Source organism: Acidovorax temperans, assembly GCF_006716905.1.
Classification (GTDB): Bacteria; Pseudomonadota; Gammaproteobacteria; order Burkholderiales; family Burkholderiaceae_C; genus Acidovorax; species Acidovorax temperans.
The window spans coordinates 527974-549908 of the sequence record NZ_VFPV01000003.1 but is presented as its reverse complement, the minus strand read 5'-3'; the positions used below and the strand labels follow the sequence as shown (position 1 = coordinate 549908).

Here is a 21935-nt window from a genome sequence, read left to right as displayed (position 1 = left end):
ACCTCAAACCCCAACCACCCGCCGCGCAGGCCCCGCAATCGGCCGCGTCAAATCCGTCGCCACCGTCGCCAACTCCCCCGCATCCAGGTACACCGCCCCATCCTCCACCTTCACCGCAAACTTCGGCGTGCACCCCTCGTCCGGCGCCAAGGCCTGCCCGTCGCACAATCCGATCGTCCAGTTGTGCATCGGGCACGCCACATGCGTGCCAAACACGATGCCCTGGCTCAGCGGCCCACCCTTGTGCGGGCAGCGGTCGAGCAGTGCAAAGACGCCGCCCGCATCGTTGCGGAACACCGCCACATCCAGACCCTTGTCACGTGCCACGCGGCGCGAGCCCAGCACGGGGATGTCGTCCACGCGGCAGATCAGTTTCCATTCGCTCATTGCTATTCCTTTGGTAGCTGTTGGCGCTTATCCATCAAGCGCTAGAGGCACTTTTGATTCAAGAAAATGGGTCAAACCGCGGCAACCGGAATGAACTGGCGCGTGTCCACCGCCGCCTTGTCAAACTCGAACCACGGGTCGGGCTCGCCGTCCAGCGCAAACTGCAGCTGTTCCCACAGCGCCTTGCGGCCTTCGTGGTCTTCCAGAATGCGCTTTTTCACATAGTCCAGGCCCACGCGGCCCACGTAGTGCACGGTGCGCTCCAGGTACCAGCCTTCCTGGCGGTACAGCTCGCAGAACGCGCCGGTGTATTCCAGCACTTCCTCGGCGGTTTTCAGCTTGGTGAAGAAGTGCGCCACCTCGGTCTTGATGCCGCCGTTGCCCGCCACGTACATCTCCCAGCCGCTGTCCACGCCGATGATGCCGACGTCTTTGATGCCTGCCTCGGCGCAGTTGCGTGGGCAGCCGCTCACGGCGAACTTGACCTTGTGCGGGGCGTACATGCGCCACATTGCGCGCTCCAGGTCCTTGCCCATCTGCGTGCTGTCTTGCGTGCCCATGCGGCACCACTCGCTGCCCACGCAGGTTTTCACGGTGCGCAGCGCCTTGGCATAGGCGTGGCCGCTGGGCATGCCGATGTCCTTCCACACGTTGACCAGGTCTTCCTTCTTCACGCCCAGCAGGTCAATGCGCTGGCCGCCCGTGACCTTGACGGTGGGGATGTTGTACTTGTCCACCGCATCGGCAATGCGGCGCAGCTCGTCGGCGGTGGTCTCGCCGCCCCACATGCGCGGGATCACGCTGTAGGTGCCGTCTTTCTGGATGTTGGCGTGGCTGCGCTCGTTGATGGCGCGGCTTTGCGGGTCGTCCTTGGCGTCCTTGGGCCAGGTGCTCAGAAGATAGTAGTTAACGGCGGGGCGGCAGCTGGCGCAGCCGTTGGGTGTCTTCCATTCCAGAAAAGAGAAAACGTCGCCAATGCTCAGCAGCTTGTTGGCACGGATCGCATCGCGCACCGCCTGGTGTCCGTGGTCGGTGCAGCCGCACATGGCCTTGGTCTTGGGCGTGGCGCTGTAGTCGCCACCGGCGGTGAACATGATGATCTGCTCGACCAAGCCAGTGCACGAGCCGCACGATGCGCTGGCCTTGGTGTGCTTGCGCACTTCGTCGAGCGTGAACAGGCCCTTGTCCTTGATGGCCTTGCAGATGGCGCCCTTGGTCACGCCGTTGCAGCCGCACACCTCGTCACTGTCGGCCATGGCCGATGCCTTGCTCTGGCCCTGGTGGCCCACGTCGCCGATGTTGCTCTCGCCAAACATCAGCTTGTCGCGGATGTCGGTCACGCTGCGGCCATCGCGCAGCAGCTTGAAGTACCAGCTGCCGTCCACCGTGTCGCCATACAGGCAGGCGCCCACCAGCTTGTCGTCCTTGATGACCAGCTTTTTGTACACGCCGCCACCCTCGGCATAAGGGTCGCTCAGCACGATCTCTTCGGTGTTGTCGCCGCCCTGGAAGTCGCCCGCGCTGAACAGGTCGATGCCTGTCACCTTGAGCTTGGTGGATGTCAGCGAGCCCTGGTAGCGGCCGATGCCGAACTCGGCCAGGTGGTTGGCCAGCACCTTGCCCTGCTCGAACAGCGGGGCCACAAGGCCATAGGCAATGCCCCGGTGCGCGGCGCATTCGCCCACGGCGTAGATGCGCGCGTCGGTGGTGGTCTGCAGCGTGTCGCTGACCACAATGCCGCGGTTCACGTGCAGGCGCATCTTTTCAGCCAGCGCGGTGTTGGGGCGGATGCCCACGGCCATCACCACCAGGTCGGCGGGCACCTGAGTGCCGTCCTTGAACTTGACGCTGGCCACGCGGCCGTCGGTGTTGCCCACCAGTTCCTGCGTCTGCGCGCCCATCAGGAACTGCATGCCGCGCTCCTGCAGCGACTTCTCCAGCATCTTGCCGGCCACATCGTCCAGCTGGCGCTCCATCAGCCAGTCGCCCACATGCACCACGGTGACCTGCATGCCGCGCTTCATGAGGCCGTTGGCGGCCTCCAGGCCCAGCAGGCCGCCGCCGATGACGACGGCGTGCTTGTAGGTGGCGGCCGCGTCGATCATGGCCTGGGTGTCGGCGATGTCGCGGTACGCCAGCACGCCCTGCAAGTCCTTGCCGGGGATGGGCAGGATGAAGGGGTTGGAGCCGGTGGCGAGGATCAGGCGATCGTATTCGGCGGTGACCACCGTGCCGTCTTTGCTGGTGGCGCTGACCACGCGGCGCACGCGGTCCACGTCGGTCACGGTGAAGCCGGTGTGCAGCGTGATGTGGTTGTCGGCGTACCACGACCAGTCGTTGAGGATGATCTCGTCGATGGTCTGCTCGCCCGCCAGCACGGGGGACAGCAGAATGCGGTTGTAGTTGGGGTGGGGCTCGGCACCGAACACCGTGATGTCATACAGATCGGGGGCGATCTTGAGCAGCTCTTCCAGCGTGCGCACACCGGCCATGCCGTTTCCCACCATCACCAGTTTGAGCTTTTTCATCATGACTCCATCGGTTCCATCGCCGGGGCGATGCGCAAAACAAAAAAGGCGTCCACACGATGCTGCTCCGAGGTCTCGAAACCGCATGTGGGGACGCCTTCGTCCTGACAATTCCTCTGTGCGCCTTTGCACTGCTGAATTGCGTGGGCCTGCCCGGCCCTTGCCCTTGTTAAGCAATGGCCGTGCCAGATTCCTTGCACTGATCTGGGGTGGGCGCGCGGGACGGGCCCGGGCGTGGGCTGCCGGGGTGGGCAGGCGGCCCCGCCCCGGCATGCACCACCTTGGGCACAAAACCTGCATGGAGCTGGTGCATGAGCTTTGAACTGGATGTGGGCCAGGCCTCGCTGGCCGGCCGCAATGAGGTGAACGAGGACTTTGCCGCCCTGGCGGTGGGGCAGGGGCGCGACCGCGAGCGCGGCGCCATCGCCGCCATTGCCGATGGCGTGAGCACGGGCGGCAAGGGCCGCGAGGCCGCCCAGACCACGGTGAGCACCCTGGTGGGCGACTACTTCGCCACCCCCGAGACCTGGGACACCACCGTGGCGCTGGACCGCATCCTGAACGCCCACAACGGCTGGCTCGCCTCCATGAACCGGCGCCGCCAGCCTGCGGTGGGGCTGGCCACGCTCACCGCGCTGGTGCTGCGCGGCCAGTCGTACACGCTGGCCCATGTGGGCGACACCCGCGCCTACCTGCTGCGCAGCGGGCGCCTGCAGCTGCTCACGGCCGACCATGTGATGGCGCAGCGCGACTTTGCGCACCAGCTCACCCGCGCCATGGGGCTCGACGACCATGTGGTGGTGGACTACAGCCAAGGCGAGCTGCACAGCGGTGATCTGTTCGTGCTGCTGTCCGACGGTGTGCATGGCAGTCTGCCCGAGCGCGAACTGCGGCAGCTGCTGCGCCAGGAGGGCGTGGCGGCCCAGGCGCTCAGCGACGAGCTGGTGCAGGCCGCGCTGCGCCGGGGCAGCAGCGACAACGTGACCGCGCTGGTGGTGCGGGTGCAGGGCGCGCTGGAGGCCACGCTGCAGGACGAATCCCGCCGCGCGCAGGACCTGCCCGTGCTGCCCTTGCTCAAGGTGGGCGACCCCGTGGACGGCCTCACGGTCACGGCCATCGTGGCCGACAACGGCATCCACCGGCTGTACCAGGTGCGCGACCCGGCCACGCAGCGCCTCTACGCCCTCAAGACCCTGCTGCCCACGCGCGCCCACGATGCCGAGGAGCGCGCCACGCTTGCACACGAGGCCTGGGTGGCGCGGCGCATGCAGTCGGGCCACGCCGCCGCCCACCTGGCATGGCTCCACACCTGGCCCGCCGATGACGGGCGAGGCGGACCGGGCGCCAGCGCGTTCTACCTGCTGTACGACTGGCACGCGGGCGACACCCTGGGCCAGCGCCTGCGCAGCCGCCAGCACCTGCCCGTGCCACAGGCCGTGTCGGTGGTGGTGCAGGCCGCGCGCGTGCTGGGCTGGCTGCACCGCCAAGGGGTGGTGCACCGCGACATCAAACCCGACAATCTGCACCTGGGCGACGACGGCGTGCTGCGTGTGCTCGATTTGGGCGTGGCCCTGTCCGGCCGCGAGCCCGAGGCCACGCGCCAGCTGCACGCGGGCACGCCCAGCTACATGAACCCCGAGCAGTGGCCCGGCTACGAAAAAAGCGGCGATACCGAAGGCCAGTTGCCCGACGCGCGCAGTGACCTGTTTGCGCTGGGCGTTACGCTCTACCAGCTGCTGAGCCACGGCCGCCTGCCCTATGGCGAGGTGGTGCAGTACCAGCTGGGCCGCTACCACCGCGACCCGCTGCCCCCCAGTCGCCACAACCCCGGCGTGCCGATCTGGCTGGACCAGATTGCCCTGAAAGCCGTGGCCCGCAGCCGCGCCCAGCGCTTCGAGACCGCCGAGGAACTGCTGCTGGCGCTGGAGCGCGGCGCATCCCGCCCCCTGTCAGCCCCCGGCCCGCAGCCGCTGATGCAGCGCGACGCCACGGCCCTGTGGAAGATCGCGCTGGCGGTGAGCGTGCTGGTGAATCTGCTGTTGATCTACTGGCTGTTGTTTTTGCCGAGGTAGTGGGGAGTCTTGGTTTGCTCCTGAAAATGTAGCTGCTTCCGCTTATGCAGTGGGCGGTGGAGCCGATTTTGGCTTGAATATTCAGCGGTGCATCGCCTGGTTTTGATGTACGCCCCGGTGGGTAGCAGGCTCTGCCACAGGGCGCTGCCTGTGGGCTCCCTCTCCCCTTGCGGGAGAGGGCGGGGGGAGAGGGGGCTTCCCTGGGGGCGCTGCTGCCCCCTCTCCCCAACCCTCTCCCACGAGGGGAGAGGGAGTTTCAGTGGGCCACACTTGCGCCGTTCACGCGCTGCGCGCGCGGCCGCCCTTTTAGCGAAAGTTCGGCAAGCGCTATCGCGCTTACTTGCTTAACGCAAGTCATGCGCTACGCGCACGGCCGCCCTTTTGCTGGAAGTGTGGCGAGCGCTTGCGCGCTCACCGGCTGCGCCGTTCACGCGCTGCGCGCGCGTCCACCCTTCTAGTGAAAGCGCGGGCAATGCTGCGCATTGGCTGGCTACGCCAGCTCAGGCACTGCGTGCCCGACCGCCCTTTTCCGCCCATGTCCGCGTCCAGCGGATCTGCATCACGCGCAGCAGCACCAGCATGGCCAGCGCGCACGCCGCAATGCCGACAAAGCCCCACAGGTAGGTGCCGGTGTACTGGCGCGAGATGCCCATGCCGCTGGGGATCAGGCCGCCGCCCAGGGCGCCGATCTCGCCAATCATCGAGCCTGCCACGGCCGTGGTCAGAGGCCAGCGCAGGGGCACCAGCTGGAACAGGGCGCCATTGCCCGCGCCTAAAGCGGCAAAACACACCAGGAACAGCAGCATGGTGATGGGCAGCGAGTTCTCGGCCAGGCCGCACAGCACCATGCTCACGGCCGTGATGGCCAGCACGGCCGTGAGTGTGTTCACGCCGCCCCAGTGGTCCGACAGCCAGCCACCAAAGATGCGCAGGGCCGCGCCCAGGAAGGCCGCCAGCATGGTGAGCTGGCCTGCCTGCACCTTGCTCACATGGAACTGGTCGTAAAAATAGCTGGGCAAGAAGGTGGTGAGGCCGATGAAGCCGCCAAAGGTCACGGCATAGATCAGGCTGAAGGCCCAGCCATCTTTTTCAAACAGGCAAGCGATGTGTTCGCGGAAGCTCGAATGGGCCGCCAGGTCGGAGGGCTCCTGTGCAAACACGGCCATCACGATCGCGGGCACCGCCACGCTCACGGCGGCAAAGCCGTACACGGCCTGCCAGCCAAACTTCTGGGCCAGCGCCGGGGCCAGCAGGGCCGCCACGGCGGTGCCCACGTTGCCAGCGCCCACGATGCCCATGGCCAGGCCCTTGTAGCGCGGCGGAAACGAGCCCGAACCCAGCGACAGCGCCACGCCAAAGCTGGCCCCGGCCACACCCAGAAGGATGCCCATGGCCAGCAGGTCGCCGTAGTCGTGCACAAACAGGTAGCCATAGCCCATGGCCAAAAAGATACCCGCCATCTCGACCAGCGTGGCGTTCTTGCGCCCGATGTACTGCGCCAGGATGCCCAGCGGAAAGCGCATGAGCGCACCGGCAAAGATGGGGATGGACAGCATCATGCCCATCTGCGTGGGCGTGAGCTGGAAGCTGTCGCGGATGAACGGCGCCATGGCACCGTTGATCACCCAGACAGCACACGAGAAACCGAAGTAGAGGAAGGACGACCACAGCGTGGGGGCGTGGCCGGACTTGAGGAACTCGCGGAATTGAAGCATGGCGATCGTGCGCAAAAGGGCTGGGGGCTCCCCAGCCGGGGCAAAAAACAAAAAGGCGCCTGCATGGATCGCACGGGCCTTGCAGCCTGTTTGCATTCCATGAAGACGCCATCGTCCTGTTCGCCCAATCCGCCATTGCACCGGGCTGTTACACGGCCAGCGTTGACCGCACCCATCTGCAAGCAATGCCTGTGCCAGAGCCTGTGTGGTGCAATATTTGATGAAATAAGGCTCTTCTAGCGAATGCTAGTGATGCCCCTTTAATTGCGCCCCATGGCCCTCATTTTTTAAGTATGACGCCTTTGCGTCTGCCCCAGGAGAAGGCCATGCGACAGCAACAGATGACGCGCTTGATCCACAGCTTGCCCCAGCTGACGCACCACCAGCTCCAGCAACTGGCAAGCTCTCTGCAGGCTCTGCTCGATCACAGTCAAGCCATCGCCGTTTTAGAAGCACACGGTGATGCTCCTCGGGCTTGCCCGCATTGCAGCAGCTCCCTGCTCGTCAAGAACGGCTCGGCCAATGGGCTGCAACGTTTCAAGTGTCGCCATTGCGCACGCACCTTCAACGCCTTGACTGGCACACCGCTGGCGCGTTTGCATCTGCGGGACAAGTGGATGGGTCAGGCACAAGCTCTGAGCGAGGGCCTTTCGCTAAACCAGGTGGCCCAGCGCCTGGGCGTGGCGCAAAGCACCGCCTTTCGCTGGCGCCACCGCTTCCTGGCCTGCCCAAGCCACCAGCAGGCTCACCAGCTTGTGGGCATTGCCGAGGCCGATGAGTCCTACTTCCTGGTCTCCTGCAAAGGCCAAAGAGGGTTGCTGCGCCGTCCTCGCCGGCGGGGCGGCAAGGCACTGGCTGGCTGCAAGGGTTCGGAGTACACACCCGTACTGATGGCACGAGACCGGGCGGGAGCAACGGTCAACCTCATTCTGCAGACGAGCAAGGCCGTCAGTGTGCAAGCAGCACTCAAGCCCTTGTTGCCACCGGACACCATCCTGTGCACCGACGGCAGCGTCACTCTGGCCAGTGCAGCGCGGCTCTTGGGTGTGCAGCACCGGGCAGTGAACGTGAGCCGGGGCCAGCGGGTGAGGGGGCCCTGGCATGTCCAGAACGTCAATGCCTATGTCAGCAGGCTGCGCGGGTGGATGCAGCGTTTCAAGGGCGTTGCAACGAAATACCTTGATTCGTACCTGGGCTGGTTCAGGATGCTGGACCGATCAGGCCCCACGGGGCTGCAGCCCGCGCTGGTGCTGGGTGCGGCCATGGGGAATCAAAGTGTCACTAGCATTCGCTAGAAGAGCCTGAAATAAGCCGCCAGCGCTGATGGATAAAGCGCGAGCAGCTATGAATTTTGATGGCTGCTGCGGTGTTGCCCAGGCACTGCGGGCCACTGTGGTGCGGTGGGTGCTGGCGGTGCTGTGCGTGGCCGGTGCGTGCACCAAGCTGGGTGCAGGGCGCCCGGCTTTGCAGGGCATGGAGCCCGTGTGCACGCATGCCATCACGCGTGTGAACCGCATGTGACATGCACCGGTTCGGGCTTGTGAGGCTTGCGCTGCGCGGGCGGATGGGCTGAAATCACTCCGTACCTGTTCCAGGTCTCAAGAGGGAGAGTTCCATGACCATCGTCGCCAAAATCCTGCAATCCAAACCCGACGCCACCGTCCACACCATCACCCCCGCCGCCTCGGTGCTGGATGCCCTGCGGCTCATGGCCGACAAGAGCATTGGTGCGCTCATCGTCACCGAGGGCGAGGCCATCGTCGGCATCTTTACCGAGCGCGACTACGCCCGCAAGATCGCGCTGATGGGGCGAACCTCGGCGGTCACACAGGTCAAGGACGTGATGACCTCGGCCGTGATGTTTGTGAAGCCAGACCAGACCAGCGAGCAATGCATGCAGATCATGAGCAACAACCGCCTGCGCCATCTGCCCGTGCTGAACAACGGCAAGCTGGTGGGCATGATTTCCATCGGCGACCTGGTCAAGGACATCATTTCCGAGCAGAAATTCATCATCGAGCAGCTGGAGAACTACATCACCGGTAGCCACTAGAGGCAACCCTGTGAGGCGCTGCGCGCCTTCGGCGCGGCGGGGCGGCCCTTGCGCGGGTGCTCTGGCCTGGGGTGTGCGCGTTGTGCGGGCGTCCACCCCTGGCGCAACGCTGAAAAAAGGGCTCTGACCAGATCTGCTCAGAGCCCTTTTGTTGGGGGTGTCCGGGTCACTGCCGGCCGCACGTTCAAGCGGCCTTCTCGACGTGCCCCTGGCGCGTGTACAAAAAGTCGATCACCGCCTTGCGATAGTGCACATACTGCGGGTCCTCGGCCAGTTCCACGCGCTTGCGGGGGCGCGGCAAGTCCACGGTCAGCACCTCGCCGATCGTGGCGGCTGGGCCGTTGGTCATCATCACGATCTTGTCGGACAGCAGCACGGCTTCGTCCACGTCGTGGGTCACCATCACCACGGTGCTTTGGGTGCGTGCCACGATCTCCAGCAGTTCGTCCTGCAGTTTGGCGCGGGTCAGGGCGTCCAGCGCGCCGAAGGGTTCGTCCATCAACAGCACCTGGGGCTCCATGGAGAGCGCCCGGGCAATGCCCACGCGCTGCTTCATGCCGCCCGAGATTTCGCCGGGGCGCTTTTGGCCCGCATGCGTCAGGCCCACCAGTGCCAGCGCGGCATCGGTGCGGGCCTTGAGCTGGGCCTTGCTTTCCTTGCCGCCAAACACGCGCTCCACCGCGAGGTAGATGTTGTCAAAGCAGGTGAGCCAGGGCAGCAGCGAGTGGTTCTGGAACACCACCGCGCGCTCCGGCCCCGGGCCCTTGATCTCCTTGTTGGCGCACAGCAGCGCGCCGTTGGTGGGCGTGGTCAGGCCGGCAATCAGGTTGAGCAAGGTGGACTTGCCGCAGCCCGAGTGGCCGATGAGCGCGACGAACTCGCCCTTGGCAATCGTCAGGTGAATGTCCCGCAGCGCCGGGAACAGGCCCTTGGCCGTCTTGAAGGTCTGCTCGACGCCGTGGATCTCGATGAACTTGGTGCTCATGGAGGGATGTGCGGATGCTGTAGCGCTCGTGTTCATGCTTTCACCTCTTCAAAAGTAAATGCCGTGGCCAACTTGATGAGCGCGTACTCCAGCAGCAGCCCGACGATGCCGATCACAAAGATCGCGATGATGATGTTCTTGACGTTGAGGTTGTTCCACTCGTCCCACACCCAGAAGCCGATGCCCACGCCGCCGGTCAGCATCTCGGCCGCCACGATCACCAGCCACGCGGTGCCCACGGCCAGGCGCACGCCGGTCAGCATGTAGGGCAGCACGGCGGGGAAGAGGATCTTGGTGGCGATCTTCCATTCGCTCAGGTTCAGCACGCGGGCCACGTTCATGTAGTCCTGCGGCACGCGCTGCACGCCCACGGCGGTGTTGATGATCATGGGCCAGATGGAGCAGATGAAGATGGTCCAGATGGCGGCCGGGTTGGCGCCCTTGAAGACCAGCAGCCCGATCGGCAGCCAGGCCAGTGGCGACACGGGGCGCAGCAGGCTGATCAGCGGGTTGAACATGCGCGACAGAAAGCTGAAGCGCCCGATCACAAAGCCTGCGGGAATGCCCACCAGCGCCGCCATGCCAAAGCCGATGGCCACGCGCTGCAGGCTCATCAGCACGTTCCAGCCCACGCCCTGGTCGTTAGGGCCGTTGCGGTAGAAGGGGTTGCTGAACACCTCCAGCGCCTGCAGCCAGGTGTCCTTGGGGCTGGGAATGCTGCCGCCCGTGGTGGTGGAGACCACCGCCCACAGGCCGACGAGCAGGCCCAGGCCACACAGCGGGGGCAGCACGGCCAGCCAGAAGCTGCGCGAGAGGGCCGACCAGTCGCGGCCAGTGGCCGTGGTGGGCGCTGCAGGTGCCTTGGGGGCAGATGTGGCGGCTTTTTGGCTTCTTGCGCTAGTGGATGTTGTGCTTGCAGCTACAGTATTCATAGCATTCTGTGCGGCCACGGGGGCTGCATCCAACGGGGAGTGAAAAACGGCACTGACCATGGTGTTCTCCTGTGCAGGGCTGGCTGGCGGGGTGGTCGGGCGGGCGCTGGGGCAGGGTTGCCGTCAGGCCTTGATCTTGAAACCGTCGCCGTATTTGGCGGGGTCCTTGCCGTCCCACACCACGCCGTCCATGAGCTTGCTGGTGCGCAGCACATCCTTGGGCACGCTGATCTTCATGGCGCTGGCCACCGACTTGTACAGCTCGACCTGGTTGACTTCCTTGGCCACGGCCAGGTAGTCGGGGTGGCTCTTGAGCAGGCCCCAGCGCTTGTGCTGCGTGAGGAACCACATGCCGTCGGACAGGTAGGGGAAGTTCACCGCACCGTCGTTGAAAAACTTCATGTGGTTGGGGTCGTCCCAAGTCTTGCCCATGCCGTTCTGGTAGCGGCCCAGGATGCGCTGGTTGATGGCGTCCACGCCCGTGTTCACATACGCCTTGCCGGCCACAGTCTCGGCCATCTTCATCTTGTTGGAGAGGCTGGCGTCGATCCACTGGCTGGCCTCCAGCACCGCCATCATCACGGCGCGCGTGGTGTTGGGGTACTTCTTCACAAAGTCGGCCGTGGTGCCCAGCACCTTCTCGGGGTGGTCCTTCCAGATGTCCTGCGTGGTGTTGGCCGTGATGCCGATGCCGTCCATGATGGCGCGGTGGTTCCAGGGCTCGCCCACGCAGAAGCCGTCCATGTTGCCTACGCGCATGTTGGCCACCATTTGGGGCGGCGGCACGGTGATGAGCTTGGCGCCCGACAGCGGGTTGATGCCCGCCGCTGCCAGCCAGTAGTGCATCCACATCGCGTGGGTGCCTGTGGGGAAGGTGCCCGCAAAGGTGTATTCACGCTTGTCGCTGGCCATGAGCTTGGCCAGGGACGGGCCATCCACCGCACCCTTGTCGGCCAGGGCCTTTGAGAGGGTGATGGCCTGGCCATTGTTGTTCAGGTTCATCAGCACGGCCATGTCCTTCTTGGGGCCGGCGGTGCCCAGGTGCACGCCATAGATCAGGCCGTAGAGCACATGGGCGAAGTCCAGTTCGCCGTTGACCAGCTTGTCGCGCACGCCGGCCCAGCTGGCTTCCTTGTTGGGGACAATGGTCACGCCGTATTTCTTGTCGAAGCCCAGCACCGAGGCCATGACCACGCTGGCGCAGTCGGTCAGCGGGATGAAGCCGATCTTGACTTCCTTCTTCTCGGGGGCGTCGGAGCCCGCTGCGTGCACGAGTGCGCGCAGCGCGGGGCTCACACCCACGGCGCCCACAGTGGCGGCCTGCAGCACGGTGCGGCGGTTGAGGCTGGTTTTGAGCAAATCGGTCATGGGGCATCCCTGGTGGCATGAAAAACAAAAAAGGCGTCCTCACACCGTGCCTGGCTGGCTGCATCAAAGCAACGCCGGGAGCGGGTGGGGACGCCTTTGTCCTGGTTGGAGTCTGGAACGGGTCCGGGGCTCCTTGCCAACACCGGCCCGCCGTTGGGTCAGTGCTGTCAGTGGTCAGACCTGCATTGGTCTTGCACTGTGCAATGCAAACCGCGTGCCAGCGCGTGCCAGGGCGTGCTGCGCCATGTTGGAGCGCTGGATGCTATGGAATAAATAGCTGTCTGCGCTGGATCAGTAAGCGCTACAGGCCTGTTTGGCTTGCAGCAGGGATGTTCTTGTTGTGAGGAGGGTGGTCGCACTGCCTTTGTGCGGCGCACCATTTGGGAGGGCTGGGAGGGGCCGCCGCGATGGGGCGCGGCCCTGGCGTGGGATGCCGGGCAAGGTCCGCCCGCAGCGATGCGAAAGAAGGGGGAGCGGCACCGCCGCTCAAGGGGCGCTGCCTCTAGCCCAGCAGATCCATCACATCCAGCATGCGCTGCGCTACGTCCACCAGCTTCAGGCCCTTGTCCATGGCCGTCTTGCGCAGTTTTTCGTAGGCGGCCTGCTCGGTCAGGCCCTGGCGCTGCATCAGCAGACCTTTGGCGCGGTCGATGGTCTTGCGGTCGCGCAGCTCGGTCTTGGCATCGGCCAGTTCGGCGCGCAAGGCCTGTTCGTGCTGAAAGCGTGCCATGGCCACATCCAGGATGGGGCGGATGCGCTGGGGTGCCAGCCCCGCCACGATGTAGGCAGACACGCCCGCTGCCACCGCGTCCTTGACGTGCGAGGTGTCCTCGTCATTGGTGAACATCACGATGGGGCGGCGCTCGTCACGCGTGGCCATCACCACATGCTCCAGCGCGTCGCGGGCTTCGCTCTCGGCGTCCACGATGATCAGGTCGGGCTGTAGCTGGGCGATGCGCTCGCTCAGGAACACATCGGCGGGCAGCGTGGCCACCAAGTTGAAGTTGTTCTCCAGCAGCCCGATGCGCAGCGCCCGCGACCGCTCCGCCTGTTCCACGGCGTGTTCGTCGTCAGGGTCGGCGACTGCCAGATCCGGGGCCACCACCACGATGCGCAAAGCCTCATTCATACCCGTGAGCATAAGCAATTTTTACGCCACAAATTGGTGCGCCGGGGTGGTGCATGGCCTTTGAAGGCCCCGCGATGCACTTTCGCTCCGGGGTCGCGCCCGCCCCAAGACCGCCAGGCAGGGGTGCCGTGCGCTGCGTTGCGGGGCCTGAAAGTTGCTAATACTGACACCGTGGGAGGGCATACCCGGTAGCTCACCCAGCAGGGCGTCGCATATACATCTGCTCACACAGACACACTGAAATGGAGTTTTTTGCATGAACAAGCACATCAACCGGCGCCGCTTCTCGGCCAGTCTGGCCCTGACCGCAGTGGCGACTGCCGCACTCCTGACCGGATGCGGCAAAGTGCCGGACACCATCAAAATTGGTGTAGCGCAGCCGCTCTCTGGCCCGCTGGGCGCCCTGGGGCAGGATCTGCTCAACGGCGTGAAGCTGGCAGTGGATGAACTCAATAAGTCCGGCTACACCGTGGACGGCAAGCGCGTGACGCTGGAGGTCGTGTCCGTGGACGACAAGGCCGACGCGGCCACCGGCAAGGCTGTGGCGCAGCAACTGGTGGATGCGGGGGTGGTGGCGGTGGTGGGCCACCTCAACTCGGGCGTGAGCATTGAGACCGCCCCCATCTACGCCGCCAAGGACATTGCGCAGATCGCCATCTCCACCAACCCCAAGTTCACCCAGCTGGGGTTCCCGACCACCTTCCGCATGGTGGGCAACGACACCCTGCAGGCCCGCGCCATTGGCTCGTTTGCCGCCACGCAACTGGGCGCCAACCGCTATGCGGCGCTGGACGATGGCACGCCCTACGGCAAGGGCCTGACCGATGGTGCCGCCGCCCAGCTCAAGGCCGAAAACAAGGAAGTGGTGGTGCGCAAGTCGTTTGACGACAAGACGGTGGAGTTTGACGCGCTGGCCGGTGAGCTCAAGGCCGCGCGGGTCGAGGTCATCGTCTCCACGCTCAACGACTTCCAGGCGCTGGCCTTGCTCAAGGCTTTGCAAAAGGTGGGCCACACGCAAGTCAAGCTGCTGGGTGGCGACACGGTGAAGACCACAGACATGGCCAAAGGTGCGGGCTTGATTGAGGGGTTGTACGCCACATCCCCCGTGCTGGAGGCCAAGGAGTTCACGACCGGCAAGCCCTTCCTGGAGAAGTACATCGACGCCTACCAAAAGCCCCCGGCCTATGGCGGCCACTACAGCTACGACAGCACCTATGTGCTGACGGCCGCCATGCAAAAGGCCAAGTCGGCTGATCCCAAAGACATCATCAAGGCCATGCGCACCATCAACGGCTATGCCCCGGTGATTGGCACCATGAGCTGGGACGACAAGGGCGAGCAGCGCTACGGTGCTGTGGGCGTGTATGAACTGCGCGGCGGGGCCTGGGAACTGCGCATGCGCTCAGACCGCTGGTAAGCCCGCAGGCGTGAGGGCTTGGGGCGCAGCGCCATGCTGTGCCAGGGCGGGGGTTTTACACTCAGGGCATGAGTCTGCTGATCCTGGGTATTGAATCTTCTTGCGATGAAACGGGCGTGGCGCTGGTGCGTTCTGCCGACACTGGCGTGCCCGTGCTGTTGTCGCACGCATTGCACAGCCAAATTGAAATGCACCAGGCCTACGGCGGCGTGGTGCCCGAGCTGGCCAGCCGCGACCACATCCGCCGCGTGCTGCCGCTCGCCACCCAGGTGCTGACCGACGCCGGCCAAACCCTGGCCGATGTGGACGTGGTGGCCTACACCCAGGGCCCAGGGCTCGCCGGTGCCCTGCTGGTGGGCGCGGGCGTGGCCTGCGCCCTGGGCGCGGCGCTGGGCAAACCCGTGCTGGGCGTGCACCACTTGGAGGGGCATTTGCTTTCACCCTTCTTGAGCGCTGACCCGCCTGAATTCCCCTTCGTCGCACTGCTGGTGTCGGGCGGCCACACCCAGCTCATGCGGGTCGATGGCGTGGGCCGCTACGAAATTTTGGGCGAAACCATTGACGATGCGGCGGGCGAAGCGTTTGACAAATCCGCCAAACTCATGGGCCTAGGCTACCCCGGCGGGCCCGCCTTGTCGCGCATGGCGCAGCAGGGTGATGCGGCAGCCTTCAAGCTGCCACGGCCTTTGCTGCACAGCGGCGATCTGGATTTTTCATTCGCGGGGCTCAAGACTGCTGTGCTCACGCAGGCCAAGAAGCTGGGCGACGAGCTGGAAGCCCGCAAGGCGGACCTGGCCGCAAGCACCGAGGCCGCGATTGTGGAAGTGCTGGTGAAGAAGACCCTGGCAGCCCTCAAGCAGACGGGCCTGCAGCGCGTGGTGGTGGCGGGCGGCGTGGGGGCCAACCGGCTGCTGCGCGAACAACTCAACACCGCCTGCAGCAAAGCCCGCGTGCGCGTGCATTACCCCGAGCTGCACCTGTGCACCGACAACGGCGCCATGATTGCCATGGCCGCTGCCATGCGCCTGCAGGCGGGGCAGCAACAGGCCAACACCGCCTATGCCTTTGACGTGAAACCGCGCTGGCCGCTGGATGCCATCACGGCACCTGCTGCCTGATCTGGCCTGTGGGCTATTCGCTATTAAAAATATAGCTGCTGGCGCTTGTTGAATAAGCGCCGGGGCCCTAAAAGACTCGTGTTGCCACGGCGCTGTGAGCGGCCCGAGGCCCTCCCGCCGGTGGAGGGGGAGCGCATCTCGCAGTGGCCTGTGGAGCGGGTGAAATCAGCACGCACAGCCCCGGCGACAAGCCTGGTGGCGCGGGCCGCTCGATTTCTTTACCTCAGGTTGACACAAGCGCATTCAGAGCGACAAGGGAAACCGTGACAATGGACTTTGCTGAGAATGATTTGCAAATAGATCCATGAAATCTTCCCCTTTCCAGTCCCCTGTCGCTGCGGGGCGTTGGCCGCGCTGTGTGCCATCTGCCAGTGCAGCGCTGGCTTTGGCCGTGGTGCTGGCCGGTTGCAGCACCTTGCAGCCTTCCGATGCACAGTTGCCGCCCGTGGCAGTGCCTGCAGGCTGGTCAGCGACTGGGGCAGGAGGCGTTGCCACGCCGCTGGTGCAGTGGTGGGAGCGACTGGGCGCCCCCGAACTGACGGCACTGATCAGCGAGGCCCGGGCCGCCAACACTTCGGTGCGCAGTGCCCAGGCGGCACTGCAGCAATCGCGCGCGCTGGTGGATGTGCAGATGGCTGGCACCTTGCCCCGGCTGGGTGCTTCGGGCTCTGCGCAGCGCAGCCGGGCCTCGGGCAGCACCGGCAACAGCTTCAGCGCCGGGTTTGATGCCAGCTGGGAGCCCGATGTGTTTGGCCGCCTGCGGGCCGGTGTGAATGCTTCTGAAGCCGACGCCCGCGTCGCACAGGCCAGCCTGGCCGATGTGCAGGTGTCATTGGCGGCAGAAGTGGCCGTGAATTACATCGAGCTGCGCGGGCTGCAGCAGCGCCTGCAAATTGCGCGCAGCAATCTGGCCAGCCAGCAAGAAACCCTGAAGCTTTCAACGTCATGGCGCAGCTTAACGAGTCTTCTTGTCGGCAATCGGACAGGCAGATTACAAATCTGTAATCTGCGAACAACGCCTCGCTCGTTGCATCGGCCCGTCAGATCATTTGCCGCCGATGTCGGATTTCTTGATCCAGTCAAGCCGGGCCAGTTCATTGCCGATCATGAGGATGCTCTGGCCATCTTGCGTTTGCATGACTTGTCCCGCCTTCATCGGCACCACACGGCCAACTTTGTCTTCCATGGCCATCTTGCCGTCTTTGAAGATGTACACGGTGGAACCATCCTTCAGGGGGACCGACTTTTCGACCCTGCTCATGTCAACGGCAAATGCGGCGGTAGTGGCGGTGAGGATGAGTGCAGTGATTGCGAGTTTGTTGAACATCATTTTTCCTAGCTAGATAGAGTTTGATTTTGCAGCCCACTTCAGCGCTGCAAAATCAGTTTAGCAGGGGTGATCTCACTTTCCGTGCAGAAAACCCGGTTAAGAGCTACGGGTTAACCCGCATTTTTTTATTGAGGTTGCACAGTGGCGCCTGCAGGCCGGGTTGACCACGTCGCTGGTGGCCGAACAGGCCCGGGCTGCGGCGGAGCAGACCGCCGCCCAGATACCGGCGTTGCAAAGCAGCCTGGCCCAGTCGCGCCACAGCCTGGCAGTTTTGACGGGGCAGCCACCGGCGGCGCTCAACGCGCGGCTGGAGGCCACGGCCATGGTGCCCTTGCCGCCCGACGACCTGGCTTGGGATATTCCGGCCCAGACGTTGCGCCAGCGCCCCGATGTGCGCGCCGCAGAACACCGCGTTGCAGCGGCCGCAGCGCGCGTGGCGCAGGCTGATGCCGCCCGCTACCCGGATTTTTCGCTCAGCGGCACGCTGGGACTCAGGGCCTTGACCGTGGGGGCGCTCACGGCGGGCAATGCGGTGACCAGCTCACTCGCTGCCGGTGTGACGGCTGCGTTGTTCGATGGTGGCGCGGCCCGTGCCCAGGTGCGTTCGCAAGAAGCCGCGCTGGAACAGGTGCGGGTGGCGTACGAGGCCACGGTGCTTGCAGCCCTGAAGGACGTGGAAGATGCTCTGGTGGCCTTGCAAGGCAACCGTGAACGGTTGCAGCGCCTGCAGGCCGCAGCCGATGCCGCCGCCAATGCCGCACTGATGGCGCAGCAGCGCTACGCCAGTGGCCTGATTGATTTCGCCACCGTGTTGGAAACCCAGCGCACGCAGTTGTCTGCACAAGACAGCGTGGCGACCACGGTGGCCAGCGTGGCGGCGGACCATGTGCGGCTCTACAAAGCTTTGGGCGGCGGCTGGCAATAGCCAGGCGCTCTTGGCGCCCTTGCGGGCGCAGTCTGGCGCAGGCCACGGGCTCTTTATCTTGTTGTTTTGATTCTTGATCCATGAACCATCCTGACACTTCTGTGAAATCTCCCAAGGCTGCATCGGCGCAGGCTGCAGGCCTGGCCGGGTTGCTGGGGGCCGCGCCTCGGCGCCGCTGGTGGCAGCGCACCACGCTGTGGATTGGCGTGGCTGCCTTGCTGGTGGCTGCGGGGGGCGTGTATGCCTGGCAAAGCAGCAAGGCGGCCAACGCCGCCCCCAGCTATGTGACGGATGAAGTGCGCCGCGGCAACCTCACACTCAGCGTGGCGGCCAACGGCACCTTGCAGCCCACCCGGTCGGTGACGATTGGCAGCGAGCTTTCGGGCACCGTGCGCAACGTGCTGGTCGATGTGAACGACAAGGTCAAGAAGGGCCAGGTGCTGGTGGAGCTGGACACCGCCAAGCTCGAGGCACAGGTGCTGCGCTCGCGTGCATCGCTGGCTGCCGCCCAGGCCCGGCTGGCGCAGGCCGTGGCCACCACCAAAGAGGCCACCGCGGGCCTGGCGCGCTTGCAGGAAGTGGCGCGCCTGTCGGGCGGCAAGGTGCCGTCTGCCACCGAACTGGATGCCGGCCAGGCCACGCTGGACCGCGCCAAGGCCGACGAGGCCAGTGCCCGTGCATCGGTGGATGACGCCCGCGCGGCCCTCTCTACCGACGAAACCAATCTCTCGAAGGCATCGATCCGTTCGCCCATCAACGGTGTGGTGCTCACCCGCAGTGTCGAGCCCGGCAACGCCGTGGCCGCATCGCTGCAAGCGGTGACGCTGTTCACCGTGGTGGAAGACCTGACGCGCCTGCGGCTGGACGTGAGTGTGGACGAAGCCGATGTGGGCTCGCTCACCGTGGGGCAAAAGGCCAGCTTCACCGTCAGCGCCTACCCCTCGCGCCGCTACCCGGCCGAGGTCACGCGCGTGTCGTTTGGCTCCACCAAAACTGACAACGTCGTCACCTACATCACCTGGCTGGACGTGGACAACAGCGACCTGAGCCTGCGCCCCGGCATGACGGCAGCGGCCACCATCACCTCCACCGAGCGCAACGACGTGCTGCTGGTGCCCAACACCGCCTTGCGCTTCACCCCCGCCCAGGCGGGCGCCGAGGCGGCAGGCAAGCCTGCCAGTGCGAACCGTGGCATCGTCTCGCAGCTCATGCCCGGCCCGCCACGCAGTGCCAATGCCAGCCGCAAACCCGCCAGGGGCGGGGGGCCTGGCGCCGGGCAGACGCGCCAGATCTGGCTGCTCCAGGACGGTGTGCCCCAGCCCGTGAGCGTGAAGGTGGGCATTAGCGATGGCCGCATGACCGAGGTGAGCGCCGAGGGCCTGGAGCCCGGCGCGCAGGTGATCACCGACCAGCGCATGGGCAAGGCGGCACCATGACCGCCCCGCAGGCAGAACCAGGGCGCCCGCCCGCCGAGGCGCCCATCATCGAGTTGCGCGGCGTGACCAAGGTGTATGGCGAAGGGGCGCTGGCCTTCCAGGCCCTCAAAGGGGTGGACTTGCGCATTGCGCAAGGCGATTTCGTGGCCATCATGGGCCCCAGCGGGTCGGGCAAATCCACCGCGATGAACACGCTGGGTTGCCTGGACCGACCCACCACCGGCGAATACCTGTTCAAGGGCGTGCATGTCGAGGCCCTCTCGCGCGACGAGCGGGCATTGCTGCGCCGCCGCTATTTCGGCTTTGTGTTCCAAGGCTTCAACCTGCTGGCGCGCACTTCGGCGCAAGAGAATGTGGAGTTGCCGCTGCTGTACCGGGGTGAATCTGCGGCCACGCGCAAGGCCGCTGCCGCGCGCGCGCTGGATGCGGTGGGCCTCAAAGGCTGGGAGCATCACACCCCGGCCGAACTCTCGGGCGGGCAACAGCAGCGCGTAGCGATTGCCCGGGCCATCGTGACCGAGCCCGTGGTGCTTCTGGCCGATGAGCCTACCGGCAACCTCGACACCCAACGCAGCCACGAAATCATGGAACTGCTGTGGCGGCTCAATGCCGAGCAGGGCATCACCGTGCTGATGGTGACGCACGAGCCCGATATGGCCGAATACGCGCGCCGGATGGTGCGGTTTGTCGATGGCGTGGTGGATTCGGACACCCTCAACCCTCACCCGGTCGGGCTGCGTGGCAAGCCCGCCCCGGTGGTGGCTGCTCACGCCAGCCAGGGAGTCGCGTGATGCTGTTCAACACCATCTTGCTGGCGTTGCGCTCCATCCGGCGCAACCTGATGCGCTCGTTCCTCACCATCCTGGGCATCGTGATCGGGGTGAGCGCGGTGATCACCATGGTGACGCTGGGCAACGGCGCCACCTTGGCTGTGCAGACGCAAATCTCCAGCCTGGGCACCAACCTGCTGCAAGTGCGGCCTGGCCAGCGCATGGGGCCGGGTGGCGGCACGGGTGCGCCGTCATTCAAGGACACTGATGCCGACGCGATTGCGCAGCAGATCGGCGGCATTCTGGCGGTGGCGCCAGAAGCGCGTGCAGGCGCCACGGTGGTGGCAGGCGGGCGCAACTGGACGACCAGCGTGATCGGCAGCACCAATGCCTGGCTGCAGACGGGCAACTGGACGGTTCAGGCCGGAGGTCGCACGTTCACGGACCCCGAACTGCGCGCCGGGGCCGCGGTGTGCCTGATCGGCGAGACCATTCGCCGCGAGCTGTATGGCGGCCGCGACCCGGTGGGCGAACAGCTTCGCGTGAAAGCCTTCTCGTGCGAGGTGGTGGGCGTGCTCGGCTCCAAGGGCCAGGGTGCGTTTGGCAATGACCAGGACGACACGGTGCTGATCCCCCTCAAAACCCTGCAGCGACGCGTGACGGGCAACACCCGCGTGAACACGCTGCTGGTGTCCATGCAGGACGGCAGCGACCCGGTGCGTGTGAAAAGTGCCCTGACCCAGTTGCTGCGCGAATTGCGCAAGCTGGCCGACACCGATGAGGACAACTTCAACGTGCTCGACACCAAGCAGTTGGCCGACACCTTCGCGGGCACCACCAAGGTGATGACCACGCTGCTGGGCGCGGTGGCCGCCGTGAGCCTGCTGGTGGGTGGCATTGGCATCATGAACATCATGCTGGTGAGCGTGACGGAGCGCACCCGCGAAATCGGTCTGCGCCTGGCCATTGGCGCGCTGGAGCGCGAGGTACTGCTGCAGTTTCTGATTGAGGCGGTGGTGCTGGCTGCGCTGGGCGGCCTGGTGGGCATTGTGCTGGCCACCGTGGCATCGCTGGGCCTGGCGCAGGTGATGGGTGTGCCCTACCTGTTCAATCCTGCGGTCAACCTGCTGTCGTTTGTGTTTTCAGCAGGCATCGGCGTGGTGTTTGGTTACTTCCCGGCGCGCCGTGCAGCGCACATGGACCCCATCGACGCCTTGCGCCACGAATAGCCTGGAGGTTGTGGCCGCCCTCGGCTGGTGCGGGGCAGAACGCAAAAAGGCCGCTTTCGATCGTGGCGAAAGCGGCCTTTTTTGACGGCGCGTGCCGTGGTTCAGTGGATGGTCAGCGAGGTGGCTTTGCTGGCGGGCTCCACGCGGGCCAGGGTCAGTGTGAGAACACCGTTTTCAAGCTTGGCAGTGCTGGCGGCGGTGTCAATGTCCTGCGCCAGTTCCCAGGCGCGCTGAACGCTGCGGGGCGCGCCTTCCACGCTTTGCACTTTGACCACATTGCCTTCGATGGTGATGTTCAGTTGCTCGCGTGACAGACCGGGCACATCCAGTTGCAGCGTGGTGTGCTTGTCATCCTGGGTAACGGTGTAGCCCGCTGGCTGGCCAGAACCACCAGCCGTGGCCCCCAGCGTGCCCATCAAAAAACGTTGCAAAGCCAGGTCGGCAGAGCGGGGTGCGTGGGTGTAAGCGGCGCGGCGGATGACGGGGGTGAAGAACATGGAGACTCCTATACACTGCGCGGCTCTCGACGTGGTCGCCGCAT

19 protein-coding genes are annotated in these 21935 nt (G+C 65.2%); 11 read left to right on the top strand and 8 right to left on the bottom strand.

What is annotated here, in order from left to right; all coding sequences use genetic code 11:
- Positions 1–3 precede the first annotated feature (3 nt).
- Both nirD and nirB read right to left on the bottom strand, forming a co-directional pair.
- Positions 4–387: a nitrite reductase small subunit NirD gene (gene nirD, locus BDD18_RS17490; protein WP_066789383.1), complete on the bottom strand. Its 384-nt coding sequence runs from the start codon at positions 385–387 to the stop codon at positions 4–6.
- Positions 388–458: 71 nt separating this feature from the next.
- The gene (gene nirB / locus BDD18_RS17485; protein ID WP_142084735.1) at positions 459–2915 is read right to left on the bottom strand and encodes a nitrite reductase large subunit NirB; all 2457 of its coding nucleotides are present in this window, start codon (positions 2913–2915) and stop codon (positions 459–461) included.
- Between the two features lie 311 nt (positions 2916–3226).
- On the opposite strand from nirB, the gene BDD18_RS17480 reads away from it, so the two are divergent.
- Positions 3227–4987, top strand: coding sequence for a bifunctional protein-serine/threonine kinase/phosphatase (locus BDD18_RS17480; protein WP_142084734.1), 1761 nt, complete (start codon positions 3227–3229; stop codon positions 4985–4987).
- A gap of 500 nt (positions 4988–5487) precedes the next feature.
- Here the strand turns inward: BDD18_RS17480 and BDD18_RS17475 are convergent, their stop codons facing one another.
- Positions 5488–6702: an MFS transporter gene (locus BDD18_RS17475; RefSeq protein ID WP_066694882.1), complete on the bottom strand. Its 1215-nt coding sequence runs from the start codon at positions 6700–6702 to the stop codon at positions 5488–5490.
- Positions 6703–7028: 326 nt separating this feature from the next.
- Between BDD18_RS17475 and BDD18_RS17470 the strand changes: the two genes are divergently transcribed.
- The 3 genes from BDD18_RS17470 (at position 7029) to BDD18_RS17465 (ending at position 8755) form a co-directional block, all read left to right on the top strand.
- Positions 7029–7997: an IS1595-like element ISAte2 family transposase gene (locus BDD18_RS17470; RefSeq protein WP_142084649.1), complete on the top strand. Its 969-nt coding sequence runs from the start codon at positions 7029–7031 to the stop codon at positions 7995–7997.
- Between the two features lie 49 nt (positions 7998–8046).
- A complete protein-coding gene (locus tag BDD18_RS22155; protein WP_170207422.1) occupies positions 8047–8223 on the top strand; it encodes a hypothetical protein in 177 nt (58 codons plus the stop codon).
- A 94-nt stretch (positions 8224–8317) separates the two neighbouring features.
- Positions 8318–8755, top strand: a complete 438-nt coding sequence (locus tag BDD18_RS17465; RefSeq protein WP_142084733.1) for a CBS domain-containing protein — start codon at positions 8318–8320, stop codon at positions 8753–8755.
- Positions 8756–8939: 184 nt separating this feature from the next.
- Here the strand turns inward: BDD18_RS17465 and BDD18_RS17460 are convergent, their stop codons facing one another.
- From BDD18_RS17460 to BDD18_RS17445, 4 genes are all read right to left on the bottom strand, one after another.
- Positions 8940–9776: an ABC transporter ATP-binding protein gene (locus tag BDD18_RS17460; protein ID WP_142084731.1), complete on the bottom strand. Its 837-nt coding sequence runs from the start codon at positions 9774–9776 to the stop codon at positions 8940–8942.
- On the bottom strand, positions 9773–10732 hold the full coding sequence (ntrB, locus tag BDD18_RS17455; RefSeq protein WP_142084729.1) for a nitrate ABC transporter permease: 960 nt from the start codon (positions 10730–10732) through the stop codon (positions 9773–9775). Before ntrB ends, BDD18_RS17460 begins: the two co-directional genes overlap by 4 nt.
- Positions 10733–10795: 63 nt before the next feature.
- Entirely contained in the window at positions 10796–12040 is a 1245-nt protein-coding gene (locus BDD18_RS17450; protein ID WP_142084727.1) for a CmpA/NrtA family ABC transporter substrate-binding protein, read from the bottom strand.
- Between the two features lie 502 nt (positions 12041–12542).
- A complete protein-coding gene (locus BDD18_RS17445; RefSeq protein WP_015015144.1) occupies positions 12543–13169 on the bottom strand; it encodes an ANTAR domain-containing response regulator in 627 nt (208 codons plus the stop codon).
- A gap of 256 nt (positions 13170–13425) precedes the next feature.
- Between BDD18_RS17445 and BDD18_RS17440 the strand changes: the two genes are divergently transcribed.
- The 7 genes from BDD18_RS17440 (at position 13426) to BDD18_RS17405 (ending at position 21394) form a co-directional block, all read left to right on the top strand.
- Positions 13426–14586, top strand: a complete 1161-nt coding sequence (locus BDD18_RS17440) for a branched-chain amino acid ABC transporter substrate-binding protein (protein WP_142084724.1) — start codon at positions 13426–13428, stop codon at positions 14584–14586.
- A gap of 68 nt (positions 14587–14654) precedes the next feature.
- On the top strand, positions 14655–15704 hold the full coding sequence (gene tsaD / locus BDD18_RS17435; protein WP_142084722.1) for a tRNA (adenosine(37)-N6)-threonylcarbamoyltransferase complex transferase subunit TsaD: 1050 nt from the start codon (positions 14655–14657) through the stop codon (positions 15702–15704).
- A gap of 304 nt (positions 15705–16008) precedes the next feature.
- Positions 16009–17043, top strand: coding sequence for a TolC family protein (locus tag BDD18_RS23045; RefSeq protein ID WP_476723699.1), 1035 nt, complete (start codon positions 16009–16011; stop codon positions 17041–17043).
- Positions 17044–17194: 151 nt separating this feature from the next.
- Entirely contained in the window at positions 17195–17959 is a 765-nt protein-coding gene (locus BDD18_RS17420; RefSeq protein WP_420837333.1) for a TolC family protein, read from the top strand.
- 80 nt (positions 17960–18039) lie between these two features.
- Positions 18040–19395, top strand: a complete 1356-nt coding sequence (locus tag BDD18_RS17415) for an efflux RND transporter periplasmic adaptor subunit (protein WP_142084717.1) — start codon at positions 18040–18042, stop codon at positions 19393–19395.
- The gene (locus BDD18_RS17410; protein ID WP_142084715.1) at positions 19392–20186 is read left to right on the top strand and encodes an ABC transporter ATP-binding protein; all 795 of its coding nucleotides are present in this window, start codon (positions 19392–19394) and stop codon (positions 20184–20186) included. The genes BDD18_RS17415 and BDD18_RS17410 overlap by 4 nt, the downstream gene beginning before the upstream one ends.
- On the top strand, positions 20186–21394 hold the full coding sequence (locus tag BDD18_RS17405; RefSeq protein ID WP_142084713.1) for an ABC transporter permease: 1209 nt from the start codon (positions 20186–20188) through the stop codon (positions 21392–21394). Before BDD18_RS17410 ends, BDD18_RS17405 begins: the two co-directional genes overlap by 1 nt.
- Before the next feature lie 101 nt (positions 21395–21495).
- Here the strand turns inward: BDD18_RS17405 and BDD18_RS17400 are convergent, their stop codons facing one another.
- Complete coding sequence (locus BDD18_RS17400) at positions 21496–21891, bottom strand: Hsp20/alpha crystallin family protein (RefSeq protein ID WP_066694537.1); 396 nt, start codon at positions 21889–21891, stop codon at positions 21496–21498.
- Positions 21892–21935 lie beyond the last annotated feature (44 nt).